General features: G+C 38.8%; 21 protein-coding genes. 13 read left to right on the top strand and 8 right to left on the bottom strand.

Annotated features, from left to right (window positions below):
• Positions 1 to 101 precede the first annotated feature (101 nt).
• Genes epmB through AC1M9N_RS02840 form a run of 3 tightly spaced genes read left to right on the top strand, consistent with a single transcriptional unit; the run spans position 102 to position 5095 of the window.
• Positions 102 to 1118: an EF-P beta-lysylation protein EpmB gene (epmB, locus tag AC1M9N_RS02830; protein WP_481596850.1), complete on the top strand. Its 1017-nt coding sequence runs from the start codon at positions 102 to 104 to the stop codon at positions 1116 to 1118.
• Between the two features lie 12 nt (positions 1119 to 1130).
• Positions 1131 to 2888: a GTPase gene (locus tag AC1M9N_RS02835; RefSeq protein ID WP_481954239.1), complete on the top strand. Its 1758-nt coding sequence runs from the start codon at positions 1131 to 1133 to the stop codon at positions 2886 to 2888.
• On the top strand, positions 2885 to 5095 hold the full coding sequence (locus AC1M9N_RS02840) for an EAL domain-containing protein (protein ID WP_481954240.1): 2211 nt from the start codon (positions 2885 to 2887) through the stop codon (positions 5093 to 5095). Before AC1M9N_RS02835 ends, AC1M9N_RS02840 begins: the two co-directional genes overlap by 4 nt.
• A 56-nt stretch (positions 5096 to 5151) precedes the next feature.
• Here AC1M9N_RS02840 and rpmE read toward each other — a convergent pair whose 3' ends face one another.
• From rpmE to AC1M9N_RS02860, 4 genes are all read right to left on the bottom strand, one after another.
• On the bottom strand, positions 5152 to 5376 hold the full coding sequence (rpmE, locus tag AC1M9N_RS02845) for a 50S ribosomal protein L31 (protein WP_004971624.1): 225 nt from the start codon (positions 5374 to 5376) through the stop codon (positions 5152 to 5154).
• Between the two features lie 216 nt (positions 5377 to 5592).
• Positions 5593 to 6564: a bile acid:sodium symporter family protein gene (locus AC1M9N_RS02850; RefSeq protein WP_481954241.1), complete on the bottom strand. Its 972-nt coding sequence runs from the start codon at positions 6562 to 6564 to the stop codon at positions 5593 to 5595.
• 100 nt (positions 6565 to 6664) lie between these two features.
• Positions 6665 to 7066 carry a lactoylglutathione lyase gene (gene gloA / locus AC1M9N_RS02855; protein WP_481588447.1) on the bottom strand — a complete coding sequence of 134 codons (402 nt, stop codon included), beginning with the start codon at positions 7064 to 7066 and terminating at the stop codon, positions 6665 to 6667.
• Between the two features lie 9 nt (positions 7067 to 7075).
• Positions 7076 to 9253: an AmpG family muropeptide MFS transporter gene (locus tag AC1M9N_RS02860; RefSeq protein WP_481954242.1), complete on the bottom strand. Its 2178-nt coding sequence runs from the start codon at positions 9251 to 9253 to the stop codon at positions 7076 to 7078.
• A 183-nt stretch (positions 9254 to 9436) separates the two neighbouring features.
• Between AC1M9N_RS02860 and AC1M9N_RS02865 the strand changes: the two genes are divergently transcribed.
• Positions 9437 to 12055 carry a Lon protease family protein gene (locus tag AC1M9N_RS02865; protein WP_481608335.1) on the top strand — a complete coding sequence of 873 codons (2619 nt, stop codon included), beginning with the start codon at positions 9437 to 9439 and terminating at the stop codon, positions 12053 to 12055.
• Positions 12056 to 12112: 57 nt separating this feature from the next.
• Here the strand turns inward: AC1M9N_RS02865 and grxD are convergent, their stop codons facing one another.
• Positions 12113 to 12454: a Grx4 family monothiol glutaredoxin gene (gene grxD, locus AC1M9N_RS02870; RefSeq protein WP_481611700.1), complete on the bottom strand. Its 342-nt coding sequence runs from the start codon at positions 12452 to 12454 to the stop codon at positions 12113 to 12115.
• A gap of 161 nt (positions 12455 to 12615) precedes the next feature.
• Here grxD and AC1M9N_RS02875 point away from each other — a divergent pair, with 161 nt between their 5' ends.
• Positions 12616 to 13827: an acetylornithine/succinylornithine family transaminase gene (locus AC1M9N_RS02875; RefSeq protein WP_481954243.1), complete on the top strand. Its 1212-nt coding sequence runs from the start codon at positions 12616 to 12618 to the stop codon at positions 13825 to 13827.
• Between the two features lie 53 nt (positions 13828 to 13880).
• Here the strand turns inward: AC1M9N_RS02875 and AC1M9N_RS02880 are convergent, their stop codons facing one another.
• The 3 genes from AC1M9N_RS02880 to surE form a co-directional block, all read right to left on the bottom strand.
• Complete coding sequence (locus AC1M9N_RS02880; protein WP_179998372.1) at positions 13881 to 14813, bottom strand: LysR family transcriptional regulator; 933 nt, start codon at positions 14811 to 14813, stop codon at positions 13881 to 13883.
• 103 nt (positions 14814 to 14916) lie between these two features.
• Positions 14917 to 15756 carry a peptidoglycan DD-metalloendopeptidase family protein gene (locus AC1M9N_RS02885; protein WP_179998373.1) on the bottom strand — a complete coding sequence of 280 codons (840 nt, stop codon included), beginning with the start codon at positions 15754 to 15756 and terminating at the stop codon, positions 14917 to 14919.
• Positions 15757 to 15884: 128 nt separating this feature from the next.
• Positions 15885 to 16655: a 5'/3'-nucleotidase SurE gene (gene surE / locus AC1M9N_RS02890; protein WP_035270482.1), complete on the bottom strand. Its 771-nt coding sequence runs from the start codon at positions 16653 to 16655 to the stop codon at positions 15885 to 15887.
• A gap of 290 nt (positions 16656 to 16945) precedes the next feature.
• Between surE and AC1M9N_RS02895 the strand changes: the two genes are divergently transcribed.
• The 8 genes from AC1M9N_RS02895 to AC1M9N_RS02930 all read left to right on the top strand — a co-directional run bounded on the left by AC1M9N_RS02895 (position 16946) and on the right by AC1M9N_RS02930 (position 22567).
• Positions 16946 to 17344 carry an MCR_0457 family protein gene (locus tag AC1M9N_RS02895; RefSeq protein ID WP_481954244.1) on the top strand — a complete coding sequence of 133 codons (399 nt, stop codon included), beginning with the start codon at positions 16946 to 16948 and terminating at the stop codon, positions 17342 to 17344.
• A 119-nt stretch (positions 17345 to 17463) separates the two neighbouring features.
• Positions 17464 to 18612 (top strand): D-alanyl-D-alanine carboxypeptidase PBP5/6, encoded by a 1149-nt coding sequence (gene dacC, locus AC1M9N_RS02900; RefSeq protein ID WP_035270478.1) that lies wholly within the window; start codon positions 17464 to 17466, stop codon positions 18610 to 18612.
• 85 nt (positions 18613 to 18697) lie between these two features.
• Positions 18698 to 19228: a gamma carbonic anhydrase family protein gene (locus tag AC1M9N_RS02905; protein WP_481954245.1), complete on the top strand. Its 531-nt coding sequence runs from the start codon at positions 18698 to 18700 to the stop codon at positions 19226 to 19228.
• 199 nt (positions 19229 to 19427) lie between these two features.
• Positions 19428 to 20456 (top strand): MerR family transcriptional regulator, encoded by a 1029-nt coding sequence (locus AC1M9N_RS02910; RefSeq protein WP_035265745.1) that lies wholly within the window; start codon positions 19428 to 19430, stop codon positions 20454 to 20456.
• A gap of 109 nt (positions 20457 to 20565) precedes the next feature.
• Positions 20566 to 21225, top strand: a complete 660-nt coding sequence (locus tag AC1M9N_RS02915; protein WP_035265744.1) for an HAD-IA family hydrolase — start codon at positions 20566 to 20568, stop codon at positions 21223 to 21225.
• Positions 21226 to 21283: 58 nt separating this feature from the next.
• The gene (locus AC1M9N_RS02920; RefSeq protein ID WP_481586643.1) at positions 21284 to 21403 is read left to right on the top strand and encodes an SRPBCC family protein; all 120 of its coding nucleotides are present in this window, start codon (positions 21284 to 21286) and stop codon (positions 21401 to 21403) included.
• 60 nt (positions 21404 to 21463) lie between these two features.
• Complete coding sequence (locus AC1M9N_RS02925) at positions 21464 to 21724, top strand: hypothetical protein (RefSeq protein ID WP_481608332.1); 261 nt, start codon at positions 21464 to 21466, stop codon at positions 21722 to 21724.
• Positions 21725 to 22081: 357 nt separating this feature from the next.
• Positions 22082 to 22567, top strand: a complete 486-nt coding sequence (locus AC1M9N_RS02930) for an NUDIX hydrolase (protein WP_035265740.1) — start codon at positions 22082 to 22084, stop codon at positions 22565 to 22567.

The raw sequence follows: 22567 nt of genomic DNA on the forward strand, positions 1-22567 counted from the left end.
CCCAACATTCAATAAAGAAGGCTTAATCAGGACACAACTGAGTTTTTCAATGGGTTTTGATTTAAAATGAAGCCTTTCATCTCCCTCTAAATTTAAACTGTATGACCCACTATTTGTATCAAGAGCAACATTGGCAAAATCAACTCAGCGATTTAATCACTGACCCACATGAGCTCATTGAACTCTTGGAATTGCAACCTGAAGATTTAATACATGGTGCAATTTTGGCATCAGCCCAATTTAAATTAAGAGTCCCTCGCGCCTTCGTCGCGAAGATGCAAAAATCTAATCCTGATGATCCACTGTTACTTCAAGTACTCCCTCATCATCTGGAGTTAAATGAACATCCTGATTTTGTGACAGACCCCCTTGATGAGGAGGCTGCCAATTTAATTCCAGGTGTATTACATAAATATCAGTCACGTTTTTTACTGACTTTAACAGGTGCATGTGCTGTTCATTGTCGTTATTGTTTTAGACGTCATTTTCCATATCAAGAAAATTTACCTAAAAATGACGACTGGAAAAAAATACAAGACTACTTACTCACTCATCCAGAAATCAATGAAGTGATCTTAAGCGGAGGGGATCCCCTAACACTTTCAAATCGTAAACTTGCCGTTTGGATCGATAGATTAAGTTCAATTCCACATCTTAAAATTTTGCGTATTCATTCTCGAGTTCCAATCGTTATCCCAAATCGGCTTGATGATGAACTTATTTCTCTGTTAAAAAACAGTAGGCTACGTATTATTCTAGTGGTACACTCAAACCATGCTACTGAAATTGATGACTTTACCGCTTCGAAATTAATGCAAATTTCACAACAAAATATTTTGGTGTTGAATCAAGCTGTGTTATTAAAAGGTATTAATGATCATCCTGATATTTTGGTTGATCTAAGTCATCGATTATTTGATGCGCGTGTGATGCCTTATTATTTACATGTGTTGGATAAAGTGAAAGGTGCTCAGCATTTTGATTTACCAAGTGAATCTATTGATTCAATCTATAAAGAGGTTTTGGCAAGGTTGCCTGGATACTTGGTTCCAAAGCTGGTTAGAGAAATTGCGGGAGAACAGAATAAAACACCGCTTTATGGAGTTGCCACTTTTTAGAGACTCATTCACATGCTTCAGGCTCAGATTTCAGAAATTTTTCACTATCCTACTGCCTTGACTCGAGATCAACTGAGTTTTGCAAATGCAAATGTTCAGGACTTGGGTTTTTGGGCATCTCAACTTTCAATTATGCAATTAGGTGACACCTCTGAAGCGGTGTTAAAAGCCCTATATGAAATCGCTGAACTCAAATGTTCGGAAACATTGCGCTTTGATCTTATTCAAGCGCTACACCCTTTGATCGAAAATATTTTAGAGAGACTTGAAAAAAACTTTTTAAATCAAGGTCTTTTTCTATCTGAACGTAACAAAGATATTATAGAATTAACCACTCGCTTGAGAACATTATTTGCTGATATCTACATAGATATTGCACAGCGCAGTGAAATGCAGCTAAAACAACAAAAGTTTTCTATTTTGAAGTTTGCTCAAAAGCGTAATGTGAAAACTGCACGACTCCTTTCCAGTTATTACGCTCTTCAACAATTGGGTTTATTGCTAGTACAACAACAGATGCTTTATCGTTCTGCCTTGTCTAAGCAATGGTTAATGACCCATTATCTGTATGATTTGGCATTAAAAAACCAAGAACACACGGTCAATATTAATTTATTGCAAGGCACTCATCACGCTTTAAAAAATATTCAACAGTGCTATGCCCAAGTCTTATTATTAGAAATATTTAATACTCACCAAATTCGTCCTTCTGAGATCTACGCGCTCTATCAATGCACAGCGGATTGGGCACAATTAGTGCAAGTTTTACCACGCGAAACCGCTTTATCTCGTTACGTCATTGATACCACTAAAGATCATCCGCCAGTTTACAACCGAAAACACCATGAGAGTTTTAAACCTAACATTTTCGTGGCGACACAATCGTTGCTTGAGCATGTCAACTTAACCATTCAAAAGGACAATGAATATTTATCTAAGAAAGAGAAAGCATATTTAACTGCGCCTCTTAAATTTCATGTACAAAATGTTTTAGGCTCGACCATTGAACGCAGACATGAACGTTATGAACATTCCGCTCAGTTACAACTCTGTTTCAGTTTACTTACCGCTCATTATTATCTCTCTAAAACCAAAACTTTTAGCGAAACCTTACGACTAACACCGCCTAAATCAAAATCAGAAGACGAGTTTGCATTTACATATTTAAATGACTACCCAGATGCCTATACAGACAAATCAAACAAGGTTCTAGATAAACAGGCACGTCAAATCCATGCGGCTCAAGTTTTAGATATCAGTTTAAATGGTTATCGCGTACGTTGGTTAGAAGAAGAAGCACCTCCAAATTTAAGAACTGGTGAATTTATCCTGATCAATGAGGGAGTGAACAGCAAATGGAAAGGTGGTGTAATTCGTTGGATCAAACAATCTGTTAAAAAAAGCTATGAACTTGGGCTTGAAGTGATTGGACCCGACATCCACCCTTGCGCCGCAAAAGTTTATACAGATCGAAGTTCTTTTAATTATCATCCATGTTTATTTGTACATACCTTGAAGATTGATGCTCCACAGCATTCTCTTATTTTGCCAAATTTACAGTTTTTCAAAGAACAACAATCTATTTATTTACGCTTAACTGATCAAGATATCAAAGTAGAATTGATAAAGACCATGCTCATCACACAAAGTTTTGTTCAATTTGAATTTGAATTATTTAATGATGAGCAGCATTATCTGATTGATGAATTTTTACAACATCAAAACCTTGAATCAAATCGTTTTCAAGACGTATGGGAAGCATTGAAGTGAAAAACCTACTTCTATCAACACAATTAAAGCAATCTGGAATGCGCTTACTCATTGTCGATGATAATCAGATTCGTTATAACCATATTATCTCTTTACTCGAAAAACGCGAGTACAAGGTAGAAGCAGTGCTACTCGATGATCAAGTGAGTCTTGAAAAGCAACTTCATTTAGATTGGGATTTAATTCTGTTTGGTCGTGCCTATGAACTGACCTTAACTCATTTTCTTCGACTGCTTGCAGATTCTGATAAAGCTTTTACCCCAACACTTTATCTAGCTCCAGAAGCGCTAGAAATGTCTGAAGTAAAACTCATTTCGATGGGCATCTACGATGTTTTAAATATTGATCAACCTGAACAATGTTTACTTAAAATTATTCGAGCATTGGCTTTTAGTCGCTTACAAAAAAATCAGATGCAATTAACGGATGAACTGAAACACAATGTTCAAATTAAACAAAATTGGATCGAAGAGCATAAAAAAGCAGTTGCAATCATAGAAGAAGGGATTGTCGTTGAATGCAACCATGAGTTTACGCATTTATTTGGCTTCAACACGTTTGATGACGTTATTGGATCCCCGCTCATTGATTTAATACAACCTGAGGATATTCAATCTTTTAAAGCACGATTTAAAAAATTAGCTTTCGGTAAATTTGAGTATGGACCTTTTGAACTGATTTCTCTTAATCCACAGTTAACACATCAAAATCCAGTCCAAATTGAATGTAATCCTACAGATCAAAATCAAATCATTGAAATTACGATTTCAACGCATTTTCAACAGGATGATCAACCATTTAGTCCTCAACTTGAGACTGCACCTCACCAAGACAGTAGAATTGCACCACACACAACATTGGCAAAAATTTTACAACATCTTGAAGAACACCCTGCTCAAGAAAATGCTTTAGTCATCTTCAGCCTAGCCAGTTGTCCAGACTATATCTTGAGTTCTGATTGGGATACTTTTAAAGGCTATTTCGGCAAACTTTCAGACTTTATTCTCGAACAGACCAATGGCGCTGTATTTAAAATTGAAACAGCCCTGTATGCCACTATCATTCAAGCTGAAACGATTAAAGTTCTAAAATCAAGACTCTCTGCGCTACATGCGCTTGAAAAACCTAGGCTCGTCAATCTGGGAGATCAAACCTATCAACAGCATGTCAAAATTGGTTATAGTCTCTTCAAACTGTCAGATTTAAATGTAGTTAATTTTGAACAGCTCATTGCAAATGCTTATAACACACCCCTACCCAATTTATTGAGCAATGATGCTGCTTTAGAGACAACGCTTGAAGAAATTGAAGAGATTCATTTTGAAGTTACTCAAGCAGATGAGCCGACCTCTATTCAGTTGAATACACCTTCTTCTGAAGTAGAGCCTGATCATTCAACAGAATTTGTATTTCAAGCAATTGAAGAACCTGTACAGTCAGACGAAGTTCACGGCGATATCCTAGTACATCTTCGTAAAGTTCTTGAACGCGATCAAATTACGCTAAAGTTCCAACAAATCTATGATAAAGAAGACACTAGTCTTAATACCTATGAAGTAAGCAGTGGGTTTATTTTTGAAAACCAATGGATTCAATTGGACGATATTGAAGAATTGGTGGATGACCCTGAGTTGTCTATTAAAATTGACCGATGGATTTTGGTTGAAGCAGCAAAGCAACTGCACAATTTTTTAACACAATATCCTGAAGCTAAACTGATTATTAATTTACGACACCATGTTCTTTTAAAGCATCATCAATTGGCAGAATTAATTTCAAAACTGCTCATGATTGTAGGAGCAAAAGCACCTCAACCACTGATTTTACAGTTTAAAGAAAAATACATTGCTCAACATTTAAATGAAATTCTGCCTGCGATTGAGGTATTGAGAGCGCAAGGTGCAGATATTGCCGTTTGTGAGTTTGGATTAAGTAAATGTAGCGATCTCATTCTCAAAGTTGCCAATATTCAGAATTTCACGCTGCATGAAGAATTCACAGATGATTTAAATACTGAAGAAGGTATTGAACGTTTTAAACAAGCGATTGAATACTTCAATAGTCATCGATCAGTCAATTTATTACTCAAAAATCTCAATGATATGAATAGCTTTGCCAACGCGTGGAATGTCGACGTGAGATTTTTACAAGGTGATTATTACCAGCGTAAATTGGATCAGCTCATGAATGTTCAAGATCAAAGTTAATTCCAAATTTTGGACATAAAAAAACAGGCTGAACGCCTGTTTTTTTATTTTGGGTATTAACGTTTGATAGAACGTGACATACCAGCAAAACGTTGTTTGAACTTGTCAATACGACCGCCAGTGTCAACGTTCTTTTGCTTACCAGTATAGAATGGGTGGCAAGCTGAGCATACGTCTAGGTAAAGTGTTTCTTTACCAACAGCTGAACGAGTTTCGATTACGTTACCGCAAGAGCAAGTAGCAACTAATTTTTCGTATTTTGGGTGAATATCGGCGCGCATGGTCGATTCTCCATAGAGTTAAGAAGGCTTTAGCTGTCATCGCAATTGATCACTCTCTTCATCCATTACAACAGACGCAGAGGAAAGGCTGAAATACAGCAGATCAACACCACAACAGACCATTCTTTTGGCCCACCGAGACGGCTTCCGTCAGAGCTAAGCACAACAAGTGGACGACATTATACGCCACTTTATTTCAGATAGCGAATTTTTCCTTTAAGACTTTTCAATTTGCTTGGACCAATGATTTGCAATAATTCCGCACACCATTAATTGGATTTGATGGAAAATCATAATTGGCAATATGATCATCCCCATAGGTTGTCCAATGAAAAGAATTTGCGCCATAGGCACTCCACTTGCGAGTGTTTTCTTAGAACCACAAAAAAATACAGCGATTTGATCGGCACGATTAAATCCAAACCACTTTGGGGCGTGATAGGCTAAAAGCATAATCAAAGTCAGAAGCACAGAGCATGCAATAATTAACCACATTAAGGTCACCCCACTGACTTCATTCCATAGACCTGCTACGACTGCACTACTGAATGCGCCATACACCACCAAAAGAATTGAGCCTTGATCAAAAGTTTTGACAATACTCGGGGCTTTTTGAATCAGAGGAAAAACGATAGGACGCAATAATTGTCCCAGAATAAATGGAACCAATAACAGCAGAATAATTTTGACGATCGCATTGGTTGGATCGAACCCATGATCAGACTGACCTAAAATAAATAAGGTCACTAATATAGGAGTGATAAACATACCAATAATATTGGAGAATGAAGCACTACACACAGCACTTGCGACATTACCACCTGCTACTGAAGTAAATGCAATAGAAGACTGAACTGTTGAGGGTAAGAAGCACATAAACAAGAAGCCCCAATACAATTCTTGTCCAAGCAAAGGTAACAATACAGGTTTAGCCATTAACCCTAGAATTGGGAAAACTGCGAACGTCAGTGCAAAGACCAAACTGTGTAATTGCCAATGTTTAATGCCTTGAATCACCGCCTCACGTGATAACTTTGCACCATGTAAAAAAAATAGGATTGCAATTGCAATCGTGGTGAAATAAGAAAAATAGTGAGCAGCAACACCTGAAATTGGCATCACTGACGCTAAAATCACCATAACAAACAGCAATATCGTGAAACGATCTAACGCTAAGAGCTTTAGCACCCCATATCCCTCTTTTTATTCTATCTGAATTGAAAATAAGCCCAATACACATTGATTGGGCTTATCTTTTAAATTTTACTCACCAATTAGCGAGTGAAATTTAATTATTTCTCGCGTTACTGTCTTGTTGAATAAGTTCAATCTTGTAACCATCTGGATCTTCCACAAAAGCGATTACCGTTACGCCGCCTTTCATTGGTCCAGCTTCACGAACAACGTTACCACCACGTGCTTTGATTTCTTCACACGCCTTATACGCATCATCCACTGCGATCGCAATATGACCATACGCATTACCCAGCTCATAGCTGTCTGTATCCCAGTTATGCGTTAGCTCAAGAACAGTATTGTTTTCTTCATCACCATAACCCACAAAGGCTAAAGTGAATCGACCTTCTTCATAATCACGTTTACGAAGCAAAGTCATACCGAGTACTTCAGTATAGAACGCCAATGAACGCTCTAAATTGCCTACACGTAACATGGTATGTAACATTCGCATAAAATTTACCTATTGATTGAAAGATGTACTTTTCAACTGATTTAACAATTTCGCCACCCAAATAACAAGTAACAAAATAGGTAAACCCATTAAAAAAGTCATAAAGAAGAATGATGAATAACCGAAGTTTGTCACTATTGTACCTGAATAGCCACCAATCATCTTTGGAAGCAATAACATCAATGAACTAAAAATTGCATATTGCATTGCTGTAAATGAAACGCTAGTCAAACTCGATAGGAATGCAATAAATACTGCACCAGCAAGTCCTGATGCGAGATTGTCAAATACAATGCCCATCACCAGCCACACCTTGCTATAAGGGACAACCACTTTACCTTTGAGTTCGACTATTTGATCACTATCAACTTGAACAGCTGGAAGATCAGATAAAGTCATACGTGATTTCGGCTGGATCGTTGAAACTGTTTTATAAATATGTTCTTGGGTTAATTCATGCGCCTGACCTGCATGCTGCACAACCGCTTGCACCGTAAATTTAGTGTGGTCTTTTAGACTGTCTCCCGGGACGACCACGCTCCAATTATTTTGATCCAACTTCGCAGGTATCACTTGCTGATTTGAAATATGAATATTCAGTGTTTGTAGTGTGCTGTCAGCTTTTAAGTTCGAGAGTTGACCGCGAATAATGACATCCTTGCTTAACTCATCTTGGTAGAGAATATCGTCCCCTCCAATGGCTTGGATGAAAATCTGAGAATCATCTTGACTCGAATAGCGTTGAAGCGGGATTTCAACACTCAGGGCTTTATCATAACCATCAGGGGTGGATAACACTTGAATACTATGATGTTCAGCAAAATTAGATGCAGGGAGCTTTAAAGACCAGTTCCCTACTTCATCAGGAGTCACTTGATGCTGTTGACTTCCCATTTGTACCAAGACTTGATTCATCGTTGGTCCAGATTTTACGAGCCCCACAAAGATGAGATTGGTCGTGCTGGCAACAATAGCGCCCACCAACATCATTTTCATAATGTTATAACGCTGAGCTAATAAGCCTCCAAGGAAGCCACCTAAAATTACAAAAAAAATGGCGAAAAACTTGTTAAACCAAGCGATTTCTTCTTTATCAAAATTCAAATCAAGATAAAAAAGATTGGCGACCACCCCAGCGACAATATCTGAAATTCGATAAAAACCAATGAGTAATAAAATAGCTAACGCAACTTTCAAACCATAACGTTTGAAGAAATCTAAAATCGGTGATAGCCATGTCTCGACGACTATTTTTTCATCAATGAGTTTTGCTCGGGTTAATCCAAAAACGACCAACACAGCCAACGCCACACTCGCGAAGAAACGTAAAACTTGCCCGATAAATGACAAAAAATTACCATCAATATTTAACTGTGAAATCCAAGCACCAAATTGGAGAAACCCACAAACGAAGACTACTGTTGAAATCACAAAGACGATAAATAACTGAAAATAATCCTTTACTTGATATTGATGAGGTTCTTGATTTACTACCGGTTCATGAATCACTAAAGTCGTCATAATCCCGATCATCATCAATCCAGCCATGAGCAAATAGGTGGACTGCCACGCCTCATAAATATAGTTACCCATGGCTGTACCAAGTGATGCAGCGAAGAGTAATGCACCGAGCTGAGTTACGATGGTCGCAATTCGATAACCTGCGTTATAAGTCGAAGCCATAACCGTCTGAACACTCGTATCTTGTGTCAACTCAATACGATAAGCATCCACAATAATATCTTGTGTCGCTGATGAGAATCCGAGAAAGATTGCGGATATCGCCATGAACGTTAAACTTGAAAATGGCCCTACACTTCCTCCATGAATACTCGGATCAGTAAATGCCATTGAACAAATAGCAATTGCGACCAAAATCTGTGAAACCAACAACCACCCTCGTCGTTTACCCAATTTCCTTGTTAAATAAGGCAATGGTAATCGGTCAATCAAAGGTGCCCAAATGAACTTGAAGGCATAAGCTAAGGCTGCCCATGAAAACATGGTAATGGTACTACGCTGAATACCGGCTTCACTCAACCAGAAAGATAGAGTTGAAAAAATCAGAAAAATTGGGATACCTGATGAGAAACCCAAAAAAAGCATAATGATCGCGCGTCGATCAAGAAAGGCTTTAAATGCCGAAGTCCATCCAGCTGATTCTGGTGACGAAGATTGTGATGTCATTGCGTTGTTATTTTCAGTGAAAAGTACTCTCGCTATTCAACTCTGTAATGCGCTTGGTTTCAATATAATTTACGCAAACTTCACCGAGTATTTCATCAATTTGATCTATCTCAACTTGATATTTTTGGCTAAACCTGTATACCTTAAACTATCAAATGTAAATTATAGTTTTGGATTTCACCTGTGACCCAGAGACACGATCAAATTAGTTCCACCGCAGTAGCTTTAACCACGACATCCACAAACTTAGAACAAAACTCGCAAAACAAGCTCCTATCCGTATTTGAACTTGAAGCCACGCAAAACACCTTGAATGCAACAGCACTCAAACCAGAACAACTGACGCATATTCCAAATTATGACAATATTCCTGCGTCTACAAAACGTATCAAGCCTCTTAATAATTTTTTAGGACAAGATCGTGCTAAAGCATCTGTAGAAGCAGGCATTGCCCTTCCATACTCAGGCTATAACATCTTTGCTGTGGGTACGGCAGGGTTGGGTAAACGCACCATGATTAAGCGCTTACTCCAACAACATGCCAAAGATATGCCTACACCGGATGATTGGGTTTATGTATACAACTTCAAAAATGCACGCAACCCAATTGCGCTTAACTTTCCTGCAGGACAAGGCGCAAAGTTTCAAAGTACGCTACATCAAACATGGCAAACCATTTTCAAACAGCTCGAACGTCGTTTTAGTGCTGAAACGTATCACAATCGGATAGAAAAAATTCGTTTAACGACAGGTCATGAACAACAACAAGCTTTGATTGAGCTCACCAAAGAAGGTGAAGAGCTTGATTTAAAGTTGATCAGTCGTAATGAAGAACACTGCTTTATTCCTGTTCATATTAAAGACAATAAAATTCAAGAGATGTCTCAAGATGACATCAATGCACTGAGTAGCAAAGAACGTTCTGAAATTGCGTCCAATATCCGTTATATGGATAAAAAGCTTGAGCGTTTAGGTTTACAAATTGGTGATCTTGAAGATGAAGCACGTGATATGGTGTCTGAGTTGAATCGTGACATTGCCAAACAAGTCATTATTCCTCGCATGGAACATATTTTAAATAAATTTCCAGATATCAAACATCTTGAACAATACTTAAAATTATATGCTCAAGATATTATCGACAATGTGGAAACCGTACTAGAACAGGAAGAAAGTGATTTTTCACCTGCATTATTTAACCGTGTCCCTGCGCGTTACCAAGCAAATTTAGTCATTAGCAACAAGCCAAATTCTGGGGCACCAGTCATCTTTGAAGATTTCCCCACACATTACAACTTACTTGGCCATGTTGAACAATTAACGCAAAATGGCACTATCAGCACTGATTTCACTTTAATACGACCTGGTGCACTGCATCGTGCCAATGGTGGTTTTTTAATGCTTGAGGCTGAGCAGCTTTTAGAACAACCTTATGCATGGCAAGGACTCAAACGAGCGATTAAGTCTGGTCAAATTAAACTCTCATCTCTAGAGCACATGCTAACGCTGACGGGCAGCATTTCAATTGAGCCAGCATCGATTCCATTACAATTGAAAGTCATTTTAATGGCTGAACCAGAAATCTATTATGAGATTCTGGAGGTGGAGCCTGAGTTAGGAAGTATCTTTAAAATCAGAGCTGATTTTACTGACACATTACAACGTAATGACGAAAATGAACAAGCTTATATGCATTTGATTGCAGACTATGTTCAATCCTCTAAACTACTTCCATTTGATCGTTCTGCCTTGGCTGCTTTACTGACCGACTCAAGTCGTCAAGCAGAGGATCAGAGTTCGTTGTCACTACATGCCTTAACTTTAGGTGATCTGATTCATGAATCTCATCACCATGCATCCAAATCTAATGCAACTATGGTGACAGCAGAACATATCGGCACTGCGCTCAAACACCGCCAATATCGTCTAGGTTATTTACGAGAGTTGTACTGGCAAGATTTATCTCGTGGTACACAGCTTATCGAAACGCGTGGTCATCGACTCGGTCAGATTAATGCTTTGTCTGTGATTCACTACGCAGATGTCGAGTTTGGCTTACCATCACGATTGACTGCTTCAGTGTATCAGGGTGGCGGCGATATTTTAGATATCGAACGTAGCGTGGAGTTAGGAGGTTCACTTCATGCTAAAGGTGTACTGTTAATGTCATCTTTCTTGAAAGCACATTTCGGACGTGAACAAACCTTGCACTTCTCTGCCGCTTTGGCTTTTGAACAAAGTTACGGTCAAGTCGATGGTGATAGTGCAACCGTTGCAGAACTTTCCGCTTTAATTTCTGCGATCAGCCAACTGCCGATTGATCAGTCATGGGCGATTACGGGTTCAATGAATCAACTGGGTCAAGTACAACCGATTGGTGGCGTCAATGCCAAAATCGAAGGTTTCTTTGATGCATGTAAACTTCAAGGTTTAACAGGCAAACAAGGTGTCATTATTCCACGTCAAAACATGCAGCATCTAATGTTACGTCAAGATGTGATTGATGCTGTCGAGGCCGGTCAATTCCATATTCATGCCATCAACACAATTGATCAAGCACTTGAGATTCTCATGGCGCGTCCTGTCGGAGAATTAAATAAAAAAGGTCGCTATTCCAAAGGATCAATTTACGCTGCTGTCATGGAGCAGCTAGAATATTGGCAAGCCATTGAAGATGGCGCTGAAATTGAAGAAGAGCCAAAGAAAAAGAAAAAAAAGAAGAAAAAAGACAAAGCTAAAAAAGATAAAGCGATCAATGCTGAAGAACAACCTTCTCAACTCGCTGATGAAACTTCAAACTAGTTTGAAGTTTTCAAAATAAAAAAAGCACCCATCGGTGCTTTTTTTATTGCGCTCAAATTAAGCTTCAGGCGCTGGGCTATATTGCTCCACGAGCATTTTTAATTCGCCTGTTTGGAACATTTCTAGCATAATATCACTACCACCGATCAACTCACCATTGATCCATAATTGTGGGAATGTTGGCCAGTTTGCAATTTGTGGCAAAGTCGCACGAATGTCTTGGTTTTCAAGAATATTTACATAAGCAAATGGGCGACCAATTTGGCTCAATGCTTCAACTGCACGTGCAGAGAAACCACATTGTGGGAACTGTGGTGTGCCTTTCATATAAAGAAGAACTGCATGTTTTGCAATTTGATCACGAATTAACGCTTCTGTATCACGCACTTGTTCAGTCATTGATTAAATCCTCAACTATTCTGCCTGCATTATACCTAAAACCGCCGTAAAGAGTATGGATTGGTAAATTTTTCCAGTTTAATTTGCAATTAGGCTTTTAATCTTAAGCAGATTTTGCTTAGATAAACTTTTATTTTCCACCTAACAAATACGAGTTAGACATGAACAATATCACCCTCGCTCCAGTTCAAACTGATCAACCATCTCATTTGATGCCTGTATTCAGCCGTCAACCGATCAGCTTTGTGCGTGGCCGAGGTTCGTATCTTTATACAGCTGAAGGTACAGAATATTTAGATGCGCTGACTGGCATTGCAGTATGTGGTCTAGGTCATGCACATCCAGTTTTGGCAGAAGCAATTGCAGAACAAGCGGCGACGCTTATTCACACCAGTAATATTTATGAAGTACCTTGGCAGACTGCAGCTGCGCAAAAGTTAGCTGAAGTATCTGGTATGGAAGAAATTTTCTTCTCGAATAGTGGTGCTGAATCAAATGAAGGTGCAATTAAAATTGCGCGTAAATATGGTCATCTGCAAGGTATTGCTCTTCCGAAAATCATTGTAGCTGATCATTCTTTCCATGGTCGTACAATGGCAACACTTTCTGCGACAGGCAATAAAAAAGTACAAGAAGGTTTTGGCCCGCTCGTTGAAGGTTTTATCCGAGTACCTTTTGGCGACATTGAGGCAATTGAAGAAGCAGCAATCAACCATCCAGATATCGTCGCGATTCTCGTTGAACCGATCCAAGGTGAAGGTGGTGTAAATACTGCCCCTCAAGGTTTTAGTTATCTTGAAGAAATTCGTCAAATCTGTAATCAACATAATTGGTTGATGATGCTAGATGAAGTTCAAACAGGTAACGGTCGTACAGGAAAATATTTCGCGTATCAACATACCAATATTATTCCTGATGTCATGACGACAGCTAAAGGCTTGGGTAATGGTTTCCCAATTGGTGCAGTGATGACTCAAGGTAAAGGTGTAGGTATTCTTACTGCAGGTAACCACGGATCAACTTATAGTGGTACTGCATTAGGTTCGCGCATTGTCTACACGATTATCGATTTGATGCAAAAAGAAAATATTGTTGAAAATGCAGCAACAATTGGCCAATACTTAGTTGATCAATTCCGTACACAACTTGCAGATCAAAACGTTATTGTTCGCGGCTTTGGTATGATGATTGGTATTGAATTACCAAAACCATGCGCAGAGTTGGTGGATATTGCACGCATAGAGCACAATCTAATTATTAATGTCACCGCAGGTAATGTCGTTCGTTTGTTGCCAGCGTTGAATATGAATCAAGAACAAGCTGATGATTTATTAAAACGCTTAGTTCCAGCGATTAAAAACTTTTTGGCTTAAGCCAAGATCAATAAAAAAGCCGCATATTGCGGCTTTTTTATTAAGAAGAACACTTAAGATGCTTCTTGGAATACTCGACCACCAGGCAACTGGCTGAAATATTGTTTTAAAGCATCTAGGCAGCGATGAATTTTCATTGGTTGTTGTTCACGTTTTAATGTCATTGCATTCAAAGTGTATGCAGGTAACTTCCATTCAGGTAAAACTTCAACCAATGTGCCATTCATTAATTCTTTTTGCACATCCAGATATAATAATCGCGCAATGCCGTGACCATTTTGGCACAGTGATTTAGCGACATAAACATTGTTTGTCTGTAAACGATTTTCCATGGACACATTTACCAATTCACGCGATGTACTGTGTTCAAATGTCATCATTTGCTGATTTTTTACAATATTTACTGGAATCAAATCATGCTGTGCTAAATCTTCAGGTCTTGAAATAACTGCATTTTGATTCAAATAACTTGGTGAAGCCACCAAGACTTGATCCACACGTGCAAGCGGCAGACAAGATAAGTGATTAGACTCATCCACGCGAGAACACATTCTCACTGCAATATCGATTCTTTCTTGAATCAAATCGACAAATTGATTTTCAACTTCAAAGTGAACGGTTAAACCACGATGTGCCGAAATCCAATGCGACAACGCAGGAACTACATGGGTTGCACCGAGTTCTGGCGTTGTTGCAATACGTAAATCACCAACTAAATCGTCTCGTAACTCATTAATTCGAATTTTACCGCGCTCTGCTGCAGCGAGCATTTCTTGACAGCTATGAAAAAAGGCCTGCCCTGCTTCCGTTAAACTTAGTTTTCTTGTGGAACGGTGCAGAAGTGTTACTTCCATTTCTTGTTCTAGTGAACGAATTTGCTGACTAACCGCACTCGTCGTAATGCCTAAATCTCGAGCAGCACCACTGAAAGAGCTTTTTTCAACAACACATGCAAATACGCCCATCGAGCGAAGTTGATCTAACATAAATTTCCCTCTGAAATTATGAGATGCTTCTCTAATTAACAAAAATTAACAAAAGCAACTCATTGTATTATACGAAGAAATTGTTAAATTGCACTAAATATCTTCAGTTGATTGGCAAAATATTTGCTGGATTGATTGGCTTACCATCTAAACGAACTTGAAACTCAAGCATCGTACGGGTTGCACCACTCGAGCCCATTTCTGCAATTTGTTGCCCTGCACTTACGTTTTGCCCACTCTTCACTAACATCCGGTTATTGTGCGCATACGCAGTGATATAACCATCAATATGTTTAATGAGCACCAAATTACCATATTCTTTTAAACCATCAGCAGCGTAAACCACTTGACCATCAGCTGCTGCAAAAATTGGATCACCAACATTGCCACCAAAACGTAATCCCTTGACATTACTTGCCACATTGAAGTTTTCAATGACTGGACCATTCGAAGGTTTCACCCAGCGTAATGAAGTTGCTTTAGTCGAAGTCGTCGGTACTGCAGCAGTTACCGCTGGTACTGGTGTGGTTTGTGGTGGTGGCGTAACCACAGCTGGTTTTGTTGGTAACTGAATGGTTTGACGTTGAATCTGAGTTTCAGTCGCTGTCAAAGGACGCGTGGTCGAACGTGTCACTTGTCGATTGCCAGAGGGTTTTAATCTTAAAGATTGATTTACATAGATGCGATAAGGCGGTGCAATATCGTTCATCTCCGCAATGCTCAAATAGCTCAATCCATAACGTGCCGCAATTTTACTTAAAGTGTCGCCAGAACGAACTGTATAGAAGTCAGGGGCAACAGCATAACGAGCAGAATTGTGGATTTGGGGTTTCGATGCACAGCCCGACAAACCAAGAAAAGAAGCGACAGCAACCGCGATCAATGCTGAGTGAATAGATGGTTTAGACAACTTCAAAACTGTTTTGGGTCTGGCCAAAAGCATGATTTCCCTCTCTGACAAAAGATTAAAAAGACTGAATTCGGCTTAAGAGTAGCAAAATTAATGCTAAATTCACCGTTTCAAATATATTTTTCACAAAGTTATAACACATCCTACCTGTGGTCGTTCAATTAAAGCTCTAACTGAGATTCAAGTGAAGCCAACACCTGATAGTTGGTAGCATCCATTTGGATCGGTGTCACACTGACATATCCATTTGCAATGGCATAAAAGTCTGACTGATAACCCAGTTGGCTTTTTTCGGGATCTGTTACGGCCTCTCCAGCCAAACCAATCCAAACAACTTGACGACCTCTCGGGTCCACTTGTGTGGTAATCGGTTTCGTTTGTTTTCTTCTTCCTTGATAAGTCACCAATGTCCCTTTTATTTCAGCCGTATCTGGAATATTAATATTGAAAATATGACGCGGTGGTAACTCAGGCAAACCATTTTTAATAAACTCATATACCCAATTTGCAGCTTGTGCATAATCTTGAGCATCTTGATACGAACGAACATTTGGACCAGCCAATGAAACTGCGATTGCAGGTTGTTTCATGAGTCGGCCTTCAAACGCGGCCCCAACTGTACCTGAATACAACACATCATCGCCTAAATTCGCACCACTGTTGATCCCGCTTACAACTAGATCAAATTCAAAATCAAATAGACCATTCATGGACAGATAAACACAGTCCGCTGGTGTACCATTAATTGCCCATACATCTTCTGAAATTTGCACGGGTCGCAATGGACGATCAAGCGTTAATGCACTTGAAAAACCACTCCGCTCACTTTCTGGAGCAACCACGACCACTCGACCCAAAGGTTTTAATGCTTGTGCTAATGCTTGTATTCCTGGTGCGAACACACCGTCATCGTTGGCAATCAAAATATTCAAAACAATTCACTCAATTCATGTAATCCCATCTGTTCGATAGCCTAATCAAAATCCCCCAACACAACAATGAGCACACGCATAGATGTTGAGGTTTTAAACGCCTTTAATCTTGAAAATCTGCTTACCCTTTAATCTTGAAAACTCGGCATGTAGTCATCCCCCTGTTCATACCTGAACTTTTCTTCTTTACTTTCTGAGTTCCAACAGCATTAATACACTTTCTCTATTTTTTAAACACGAAAAAAGATTATTCTATTCTTATAACTAACTTACTAATTTTTGAGTCATTTATGCAAAACCGTTTTTTACAATTGATTTCAACCGCATTTATCAACAGCTCAATGTTATTTTCAAGTTTCACTTTCGCCAATGCTCAAGACTTAAAAGAAAATATCGAAGTTACTCAACAAAAAGTGACTAAAGATGAACTCGCTGCAATCTATGTCTTTTCAGAATCATGCCCAAGTTTAGTGGAAGAAGATGCGGCGTTTAAAGCAGGCTATCAAAAGCTATTAAAAGACTATTTACCTAACGAAAATTCACCTCAAACCACGCTGAACAATCTAATTAAACAACAGGATTATCAGCAAGCATTAGCTCAAGCGAGACAAGATGCGAAAAAAGCTGGAGATAAAGCAAATCAACAAGTGTGCGAGGATATAAAAAAATATCAGTCTTCAGTTAAATAGAGCACGAAATAGTTACAATTCGATTGAAATAAGCCGACTCCACTGCTAGAAGTCGGCTTTGCTTTGTCCTAGAATGCAAAGCTGATTTTTGCGTTCATACAAGATTGGAACTACATAGAATGACCCGAAAAAGCGCCATTGCTGCATTATTACTATTACCTTCATTTACTTATGCAGCAACTGTTTTATCTTCACCACCAGAACTCAATAACAAGTCTTACGTTTTGATGGATTATGAAACAGGTCAAATTCTCGCAAGTAAAAATGAAAATGAAAAACTTGCTCCTGCTTCAATGACCAAAATGATGACCAGTTTCATTATTGAACAAAAGTTGTTGAACGGTGAACTCACGGAAGATGAAAAAGTTCGTATGAACGAGTCTGCTTGGTGTCGTGGTAGTAGTACAGAATCTTGTATGTATGTACCTCTCAACGGCACAGCAACCGTATTGGAAATGTTACGCGGGATTATCATTCAATCTGGTAATGACGCATCTAAGGCGATGGCTGAGCATATTTCTGGTAATGAAGGTACATTTGTACACAGCATGAACCAAGAAGCAAAGCGTATTGGCATGACCAACACGAACTTTATGAACTCAACAGGTATGCCTGCTGAAGGTCATTATTCTACAGCGAAAGATATGGCTACCCTTGCGAAGCACATCATTCATGACAGTTCAAAGTATTATCCTATTTACTCTGAAAAAGAGTTTACTTTTAATGGGATCAAGCAAGGTAACCGTAACGCGTTGCTATATACAGATCCGAGTGTAGATGGTCTTAAAACAGGTCATACTTCTGAAGCTGGTTATTGTTTAACGACTTCAGCTAAACGTGGCCCAATGCGTTTAATTTCAGTGATTTTTGGTGCTCCATCAATGCAAGCACGTGCAACACAAACACGTGATTTGTTATCTTGGGGTTATGCAAACTTTGAAACTGTCAGTGTTCAACCCGCTCACAAAGAGTTGACCACTTCTAAAGTTTGGTTTGGTCAATCTAATCAAGTGAGTGTGGGGCTTGCTGAGAACTTCAACGTGACTATGCCAAAAGGTCAAGCAAATGCCATTCAGACTCAAATCGCGGTTCAACCGAACTTAAATGCCCCTCTTCAACAAGGGCAAGTTGTAGGTAAATTAACAGCGACACTTGACGGCAAAGTTATTGCGGAGAAGCCGCTTGTTGCTTTGCAAGCTGTTGAAGAAGCTGGTTTCTTCTCGCGTATGATTGATCATATCAAACAGTTCTTTAGTAATTTATTTTAATTCGCAGCTTGACTAAAGATATAAAGGCACTCAAATTCTTTTGGGTGCTTTTTTGTTTATAATGAATAAAAACAGGCAATTTTTTATGACTGAAAGTATCCGCAAATACTTAGAGACTTACCCAAAATTTGATACAACAAATTATATTGATCCAACTGCGTTAGTGATTGGTGATGTTGTCTTGGCTGAGAATGTTTCGGTCTGGCCTTATGCTGTGATCCGTGGTGATGTTAATTTTATTCGGATTGGTAAAAATTCCAATATCCAAGATCATTCCATGTTGCATGTCAGTCATAAGAAAGCGGATAAACCTGAAGGTTCACCGCTCATTATTGGTGAGGACGTTACTGTGGGTCATCATGTGAAATTACATGGTTGTACTATTGGTAATCGTGTTTTAGTCGGTATTGGAACGATTATTTTGGATGATGTTGTTGTTGAAGATGATGTGATGATAGGTGCGGGTTCGCTTGTTCCACCCAACAAAGTATTAGATAGTGGTTATTTGTATGTGGGTAGCCCAGTGAAAAAAGTGCGTCCACTGACTGATAAAGAAAAAGCGTTTCTGCCGTATTCAGCGCAGAATTATGTAAAGGTTTCGGGAAATTATAAATAATTTTGAATTCGCATAACAGCCATTATGTTAAATGGAAGATGGAAATGTATGGAATATAAAAAATTTTACTACCTAAATAAATAAAACATCAAAAATGTAAATTATTTACCATAAATATTTTTTATAGCTTAGATACTTGACCCTCACGTAACGTTAGCCTCTAGCATAAAACATGCCTAAGGGATAAAGGAGTCAAAAGATGTTATTACAAGTCGGTGAATTGGCGAAGCGAACAGGGTTAACTATTCGTACCCTTCATCACTATGATGATATCGGTTTACTTCAGCCTTCGGCCCGCTCCGACGCCGGTTATAGACTTTACAGTCGTCAAGATATTACTCGCTTATACCAAATTCAGGCATTGCGAGGGCTTGGAATGACATTGGCAGAAATTGGCGCGGTTCTTAATAGTCCAAACCTTGCACTCGCCCCATTAATTGATCGGCAGATTCAGGCAATCGATCAGATGATCATTAAGCAGACTCAACTGCGCTATCGTTTGAGCAGTCTCAAAAATCAACTGATGAATGGTGAAGAGCTGGAACTGGACAATTGGCTAAAAACATTGGAGCTTATGTCTATGTACGAACAATATTTTACAAAAGAGGAACTTGCAGAACTGACTTTTTTACAGGCAGATAGTAAACAACAAAAAGAATGGGAAGCGCTTGTCATCGAAGCCAATGCACTCTTTAAGGCCGGAGAATCTTCTAGTAGTGAAACTGCCCAAAACCTGGCTTCACGCTGGATGCTGACCCTCGAACAGAATACGGCTGCTAATCCTGAATGGTTGGCTAAATTGAATAGCATGCATTCAGCTGAATCGGCATTTCAGGAAAAATTGGGTGTGCGTCCGGAAGTGGTTGAGTTTCTACTTGAAGCATTTGCCGAGAGTAAGCTGAACGTTTTTGCACGTTATTTATCCGAGCAGGAATTTGCTTTTATGAAGCAACATTATGTACGTGAGATGAAAAATTGGCCCCAGTTATTGATTGGATTGGAGAAGGCCATTCGTGCTGGGATTGAACCTGACAGTGAACAAGCAAAATGTTTAGCACAGCAATGGCTCTCCATGTTACAGGGTTACGCAGGCAAAAATCCAGCGACACATGCGAAGATTCGCAATGCCATGCAAAATGAACCAAGTCTTGCCGAGGGAACCTGGCTCAAACCTACCACTTTGCAATTTTTAGAAAAAGCAGTAGCAGCTTTGATGCGTTGTGCTTAGTACATGCTTACCTCTATTCAAATAATCAAAGTAGTGTGGCTATCCCATAATACGGGGTAGTCATCAAGTTTATGATTTCAAAATATTTTATATAGAGAAAGTAGATTAAATGGTATTATCACAAACTTATCCAACTACACTATATAAGTTGGTTATTTTCGATTTTGATGGAACCTTAGCAGATTCATTTCCTTTCTTTGTTTCAACTATAAATCATCTGGCTGACATGCACTCTTTCAAGAAGATTCATTTAGATGAAGTGGAATCTTTTAGAGAAATACCTTCCCGAGAGCTAATGAAAACTCTTGGAATACCAGTATGGAAACTACCTGCGATTACTCAGAATTTTATAAAACTCATGAAGGTAAATCCTTCAAAGATTCCTCTATTCGACCATACCGATGAAATGCTTTCCCACCTTAATGAACATGGAATTACAGTGGGCCTGGTTTCTTCAAATGGATACGAAAATGTGACCCGTATTCTTGGTTCAAGCTGTCGATACTTTAATTACTTTGAATGTGGTGCATCTTTTTTTGGAAAAGCATCTAGGTTAAAGCAGCTTTTAAAAAAAGCAGGCTATAAACCCTCAGAAACTATCTATATAGGTGATCAGATTACCGATTATGAGGCAGCTAGATCGGTAGGAATTGCTTTCGGTGCAGTTTCATGGGGTTACAGCACAGAAAGACTTTTAAAGAAATTGTCACCTGATGAGACATTTGAAAATGTGTCTGCCATAAAGAGGATTACTGTCAGCAAAAAATAACCCTACTAAATTATGCTTATAAGCAGAGAATCGCCATTCTAGATACCCGAGGTAAATTATGCTTTCTTTAAAGATAACTACACATATTGATATTCATGCGACACCGGAGCAAGTTTGGCAGGTACTGACTGATTTTAAATCGTATGAGAGTTGGAATCCCTTTATCCGTAAAGTTTAAGGAAAGTTAAACATAGGTGAAAAACTAAAGATTAGGATTCAACCAACTAAGCAAAAAGCAATGGAATTTAAGCCTACACTATTGGAAGTTAAAAATGCTCAGTCTTTAAGCTGGCTAGGTCACTTTCTAATCTCTGGTCTTTTAGATGGTGAGCATCATTTTAAACTTTGCTCCCAAGAAGATGGCAGCACTTGTCTCATACATTCTGAGACATTTAGTGGTCTACTTGTACCTATGATGCGTAATAATTTGAAATCTATAAGGAAAGATTTTGAATACATGAATCAATCTCTAAAATTATTTGTAGAATCAAAACTTTAGATTTGAAATCATAGGGTAATAAATTGTTATTTTTATTAAAACAGATCCATGTAGGCACTTCGCTTCTTTATTCTTTCAATTTTTAAATTCCCCTAAAATTAACATAATACACCTTATGCGAAATTATCTTTTTTATTTCATATAAATCATAATCTTAAATTACATTCAAAAGCCCAATTTACTTAAATTGGGCTTTTTTGTTGATTCTTCATGTTCCACGCCCTTTATTAAATTATTGATCCAAAGAACTTCTTAGTTAAACTTAAGATAGAACGCCTTCAAAGAAATCCCCTCCCATCATAGCCACACACCTCAAAATTTTATACAATATGCCTTCCCTTCATCTGGTGCTTTTTTATGACCGCTTGGACTGCTCACGTCACTGTTGCAACAGTGGTTGAAAAAGATGGTAAATATCTGTTTGTAGAAGAACAAACGGAAGGTGTCATGCACACCGTTTTTAATCAACCTGCAGGTCATGTAGAAGCTGGTGAAACCCTTATTCAAGCCGCGGTTCGTGAAACCATGGAAGAAACAGGTCACCAAGTTGAAGTCACAGATTTATTGGGTATATACACCTATACCCCACCTATGTTTCCGGATCGTACCTATTACCGCTTCTGTTTTTTAGCAAAATCAACACAGTATTTTGCCAATGCAACATTAGATACAGGTATCGTAGGTGCAGTTTGGATGAGCCTAGATGAGCTATTAGAAACGGCTCGCGCGCGTAGCCCATTGGTCATCAAAGCCATTCAAGATGCCCAATCAGGACAAAAATTTCCTTTATCGCTCGTTTATGAGCACCAAAATTCTCCCTTAATTTCAAATTTGGATGCCTAA

Source organism: Acinetobacter sp. ANC_7655 (assembly GCF_056784015.1).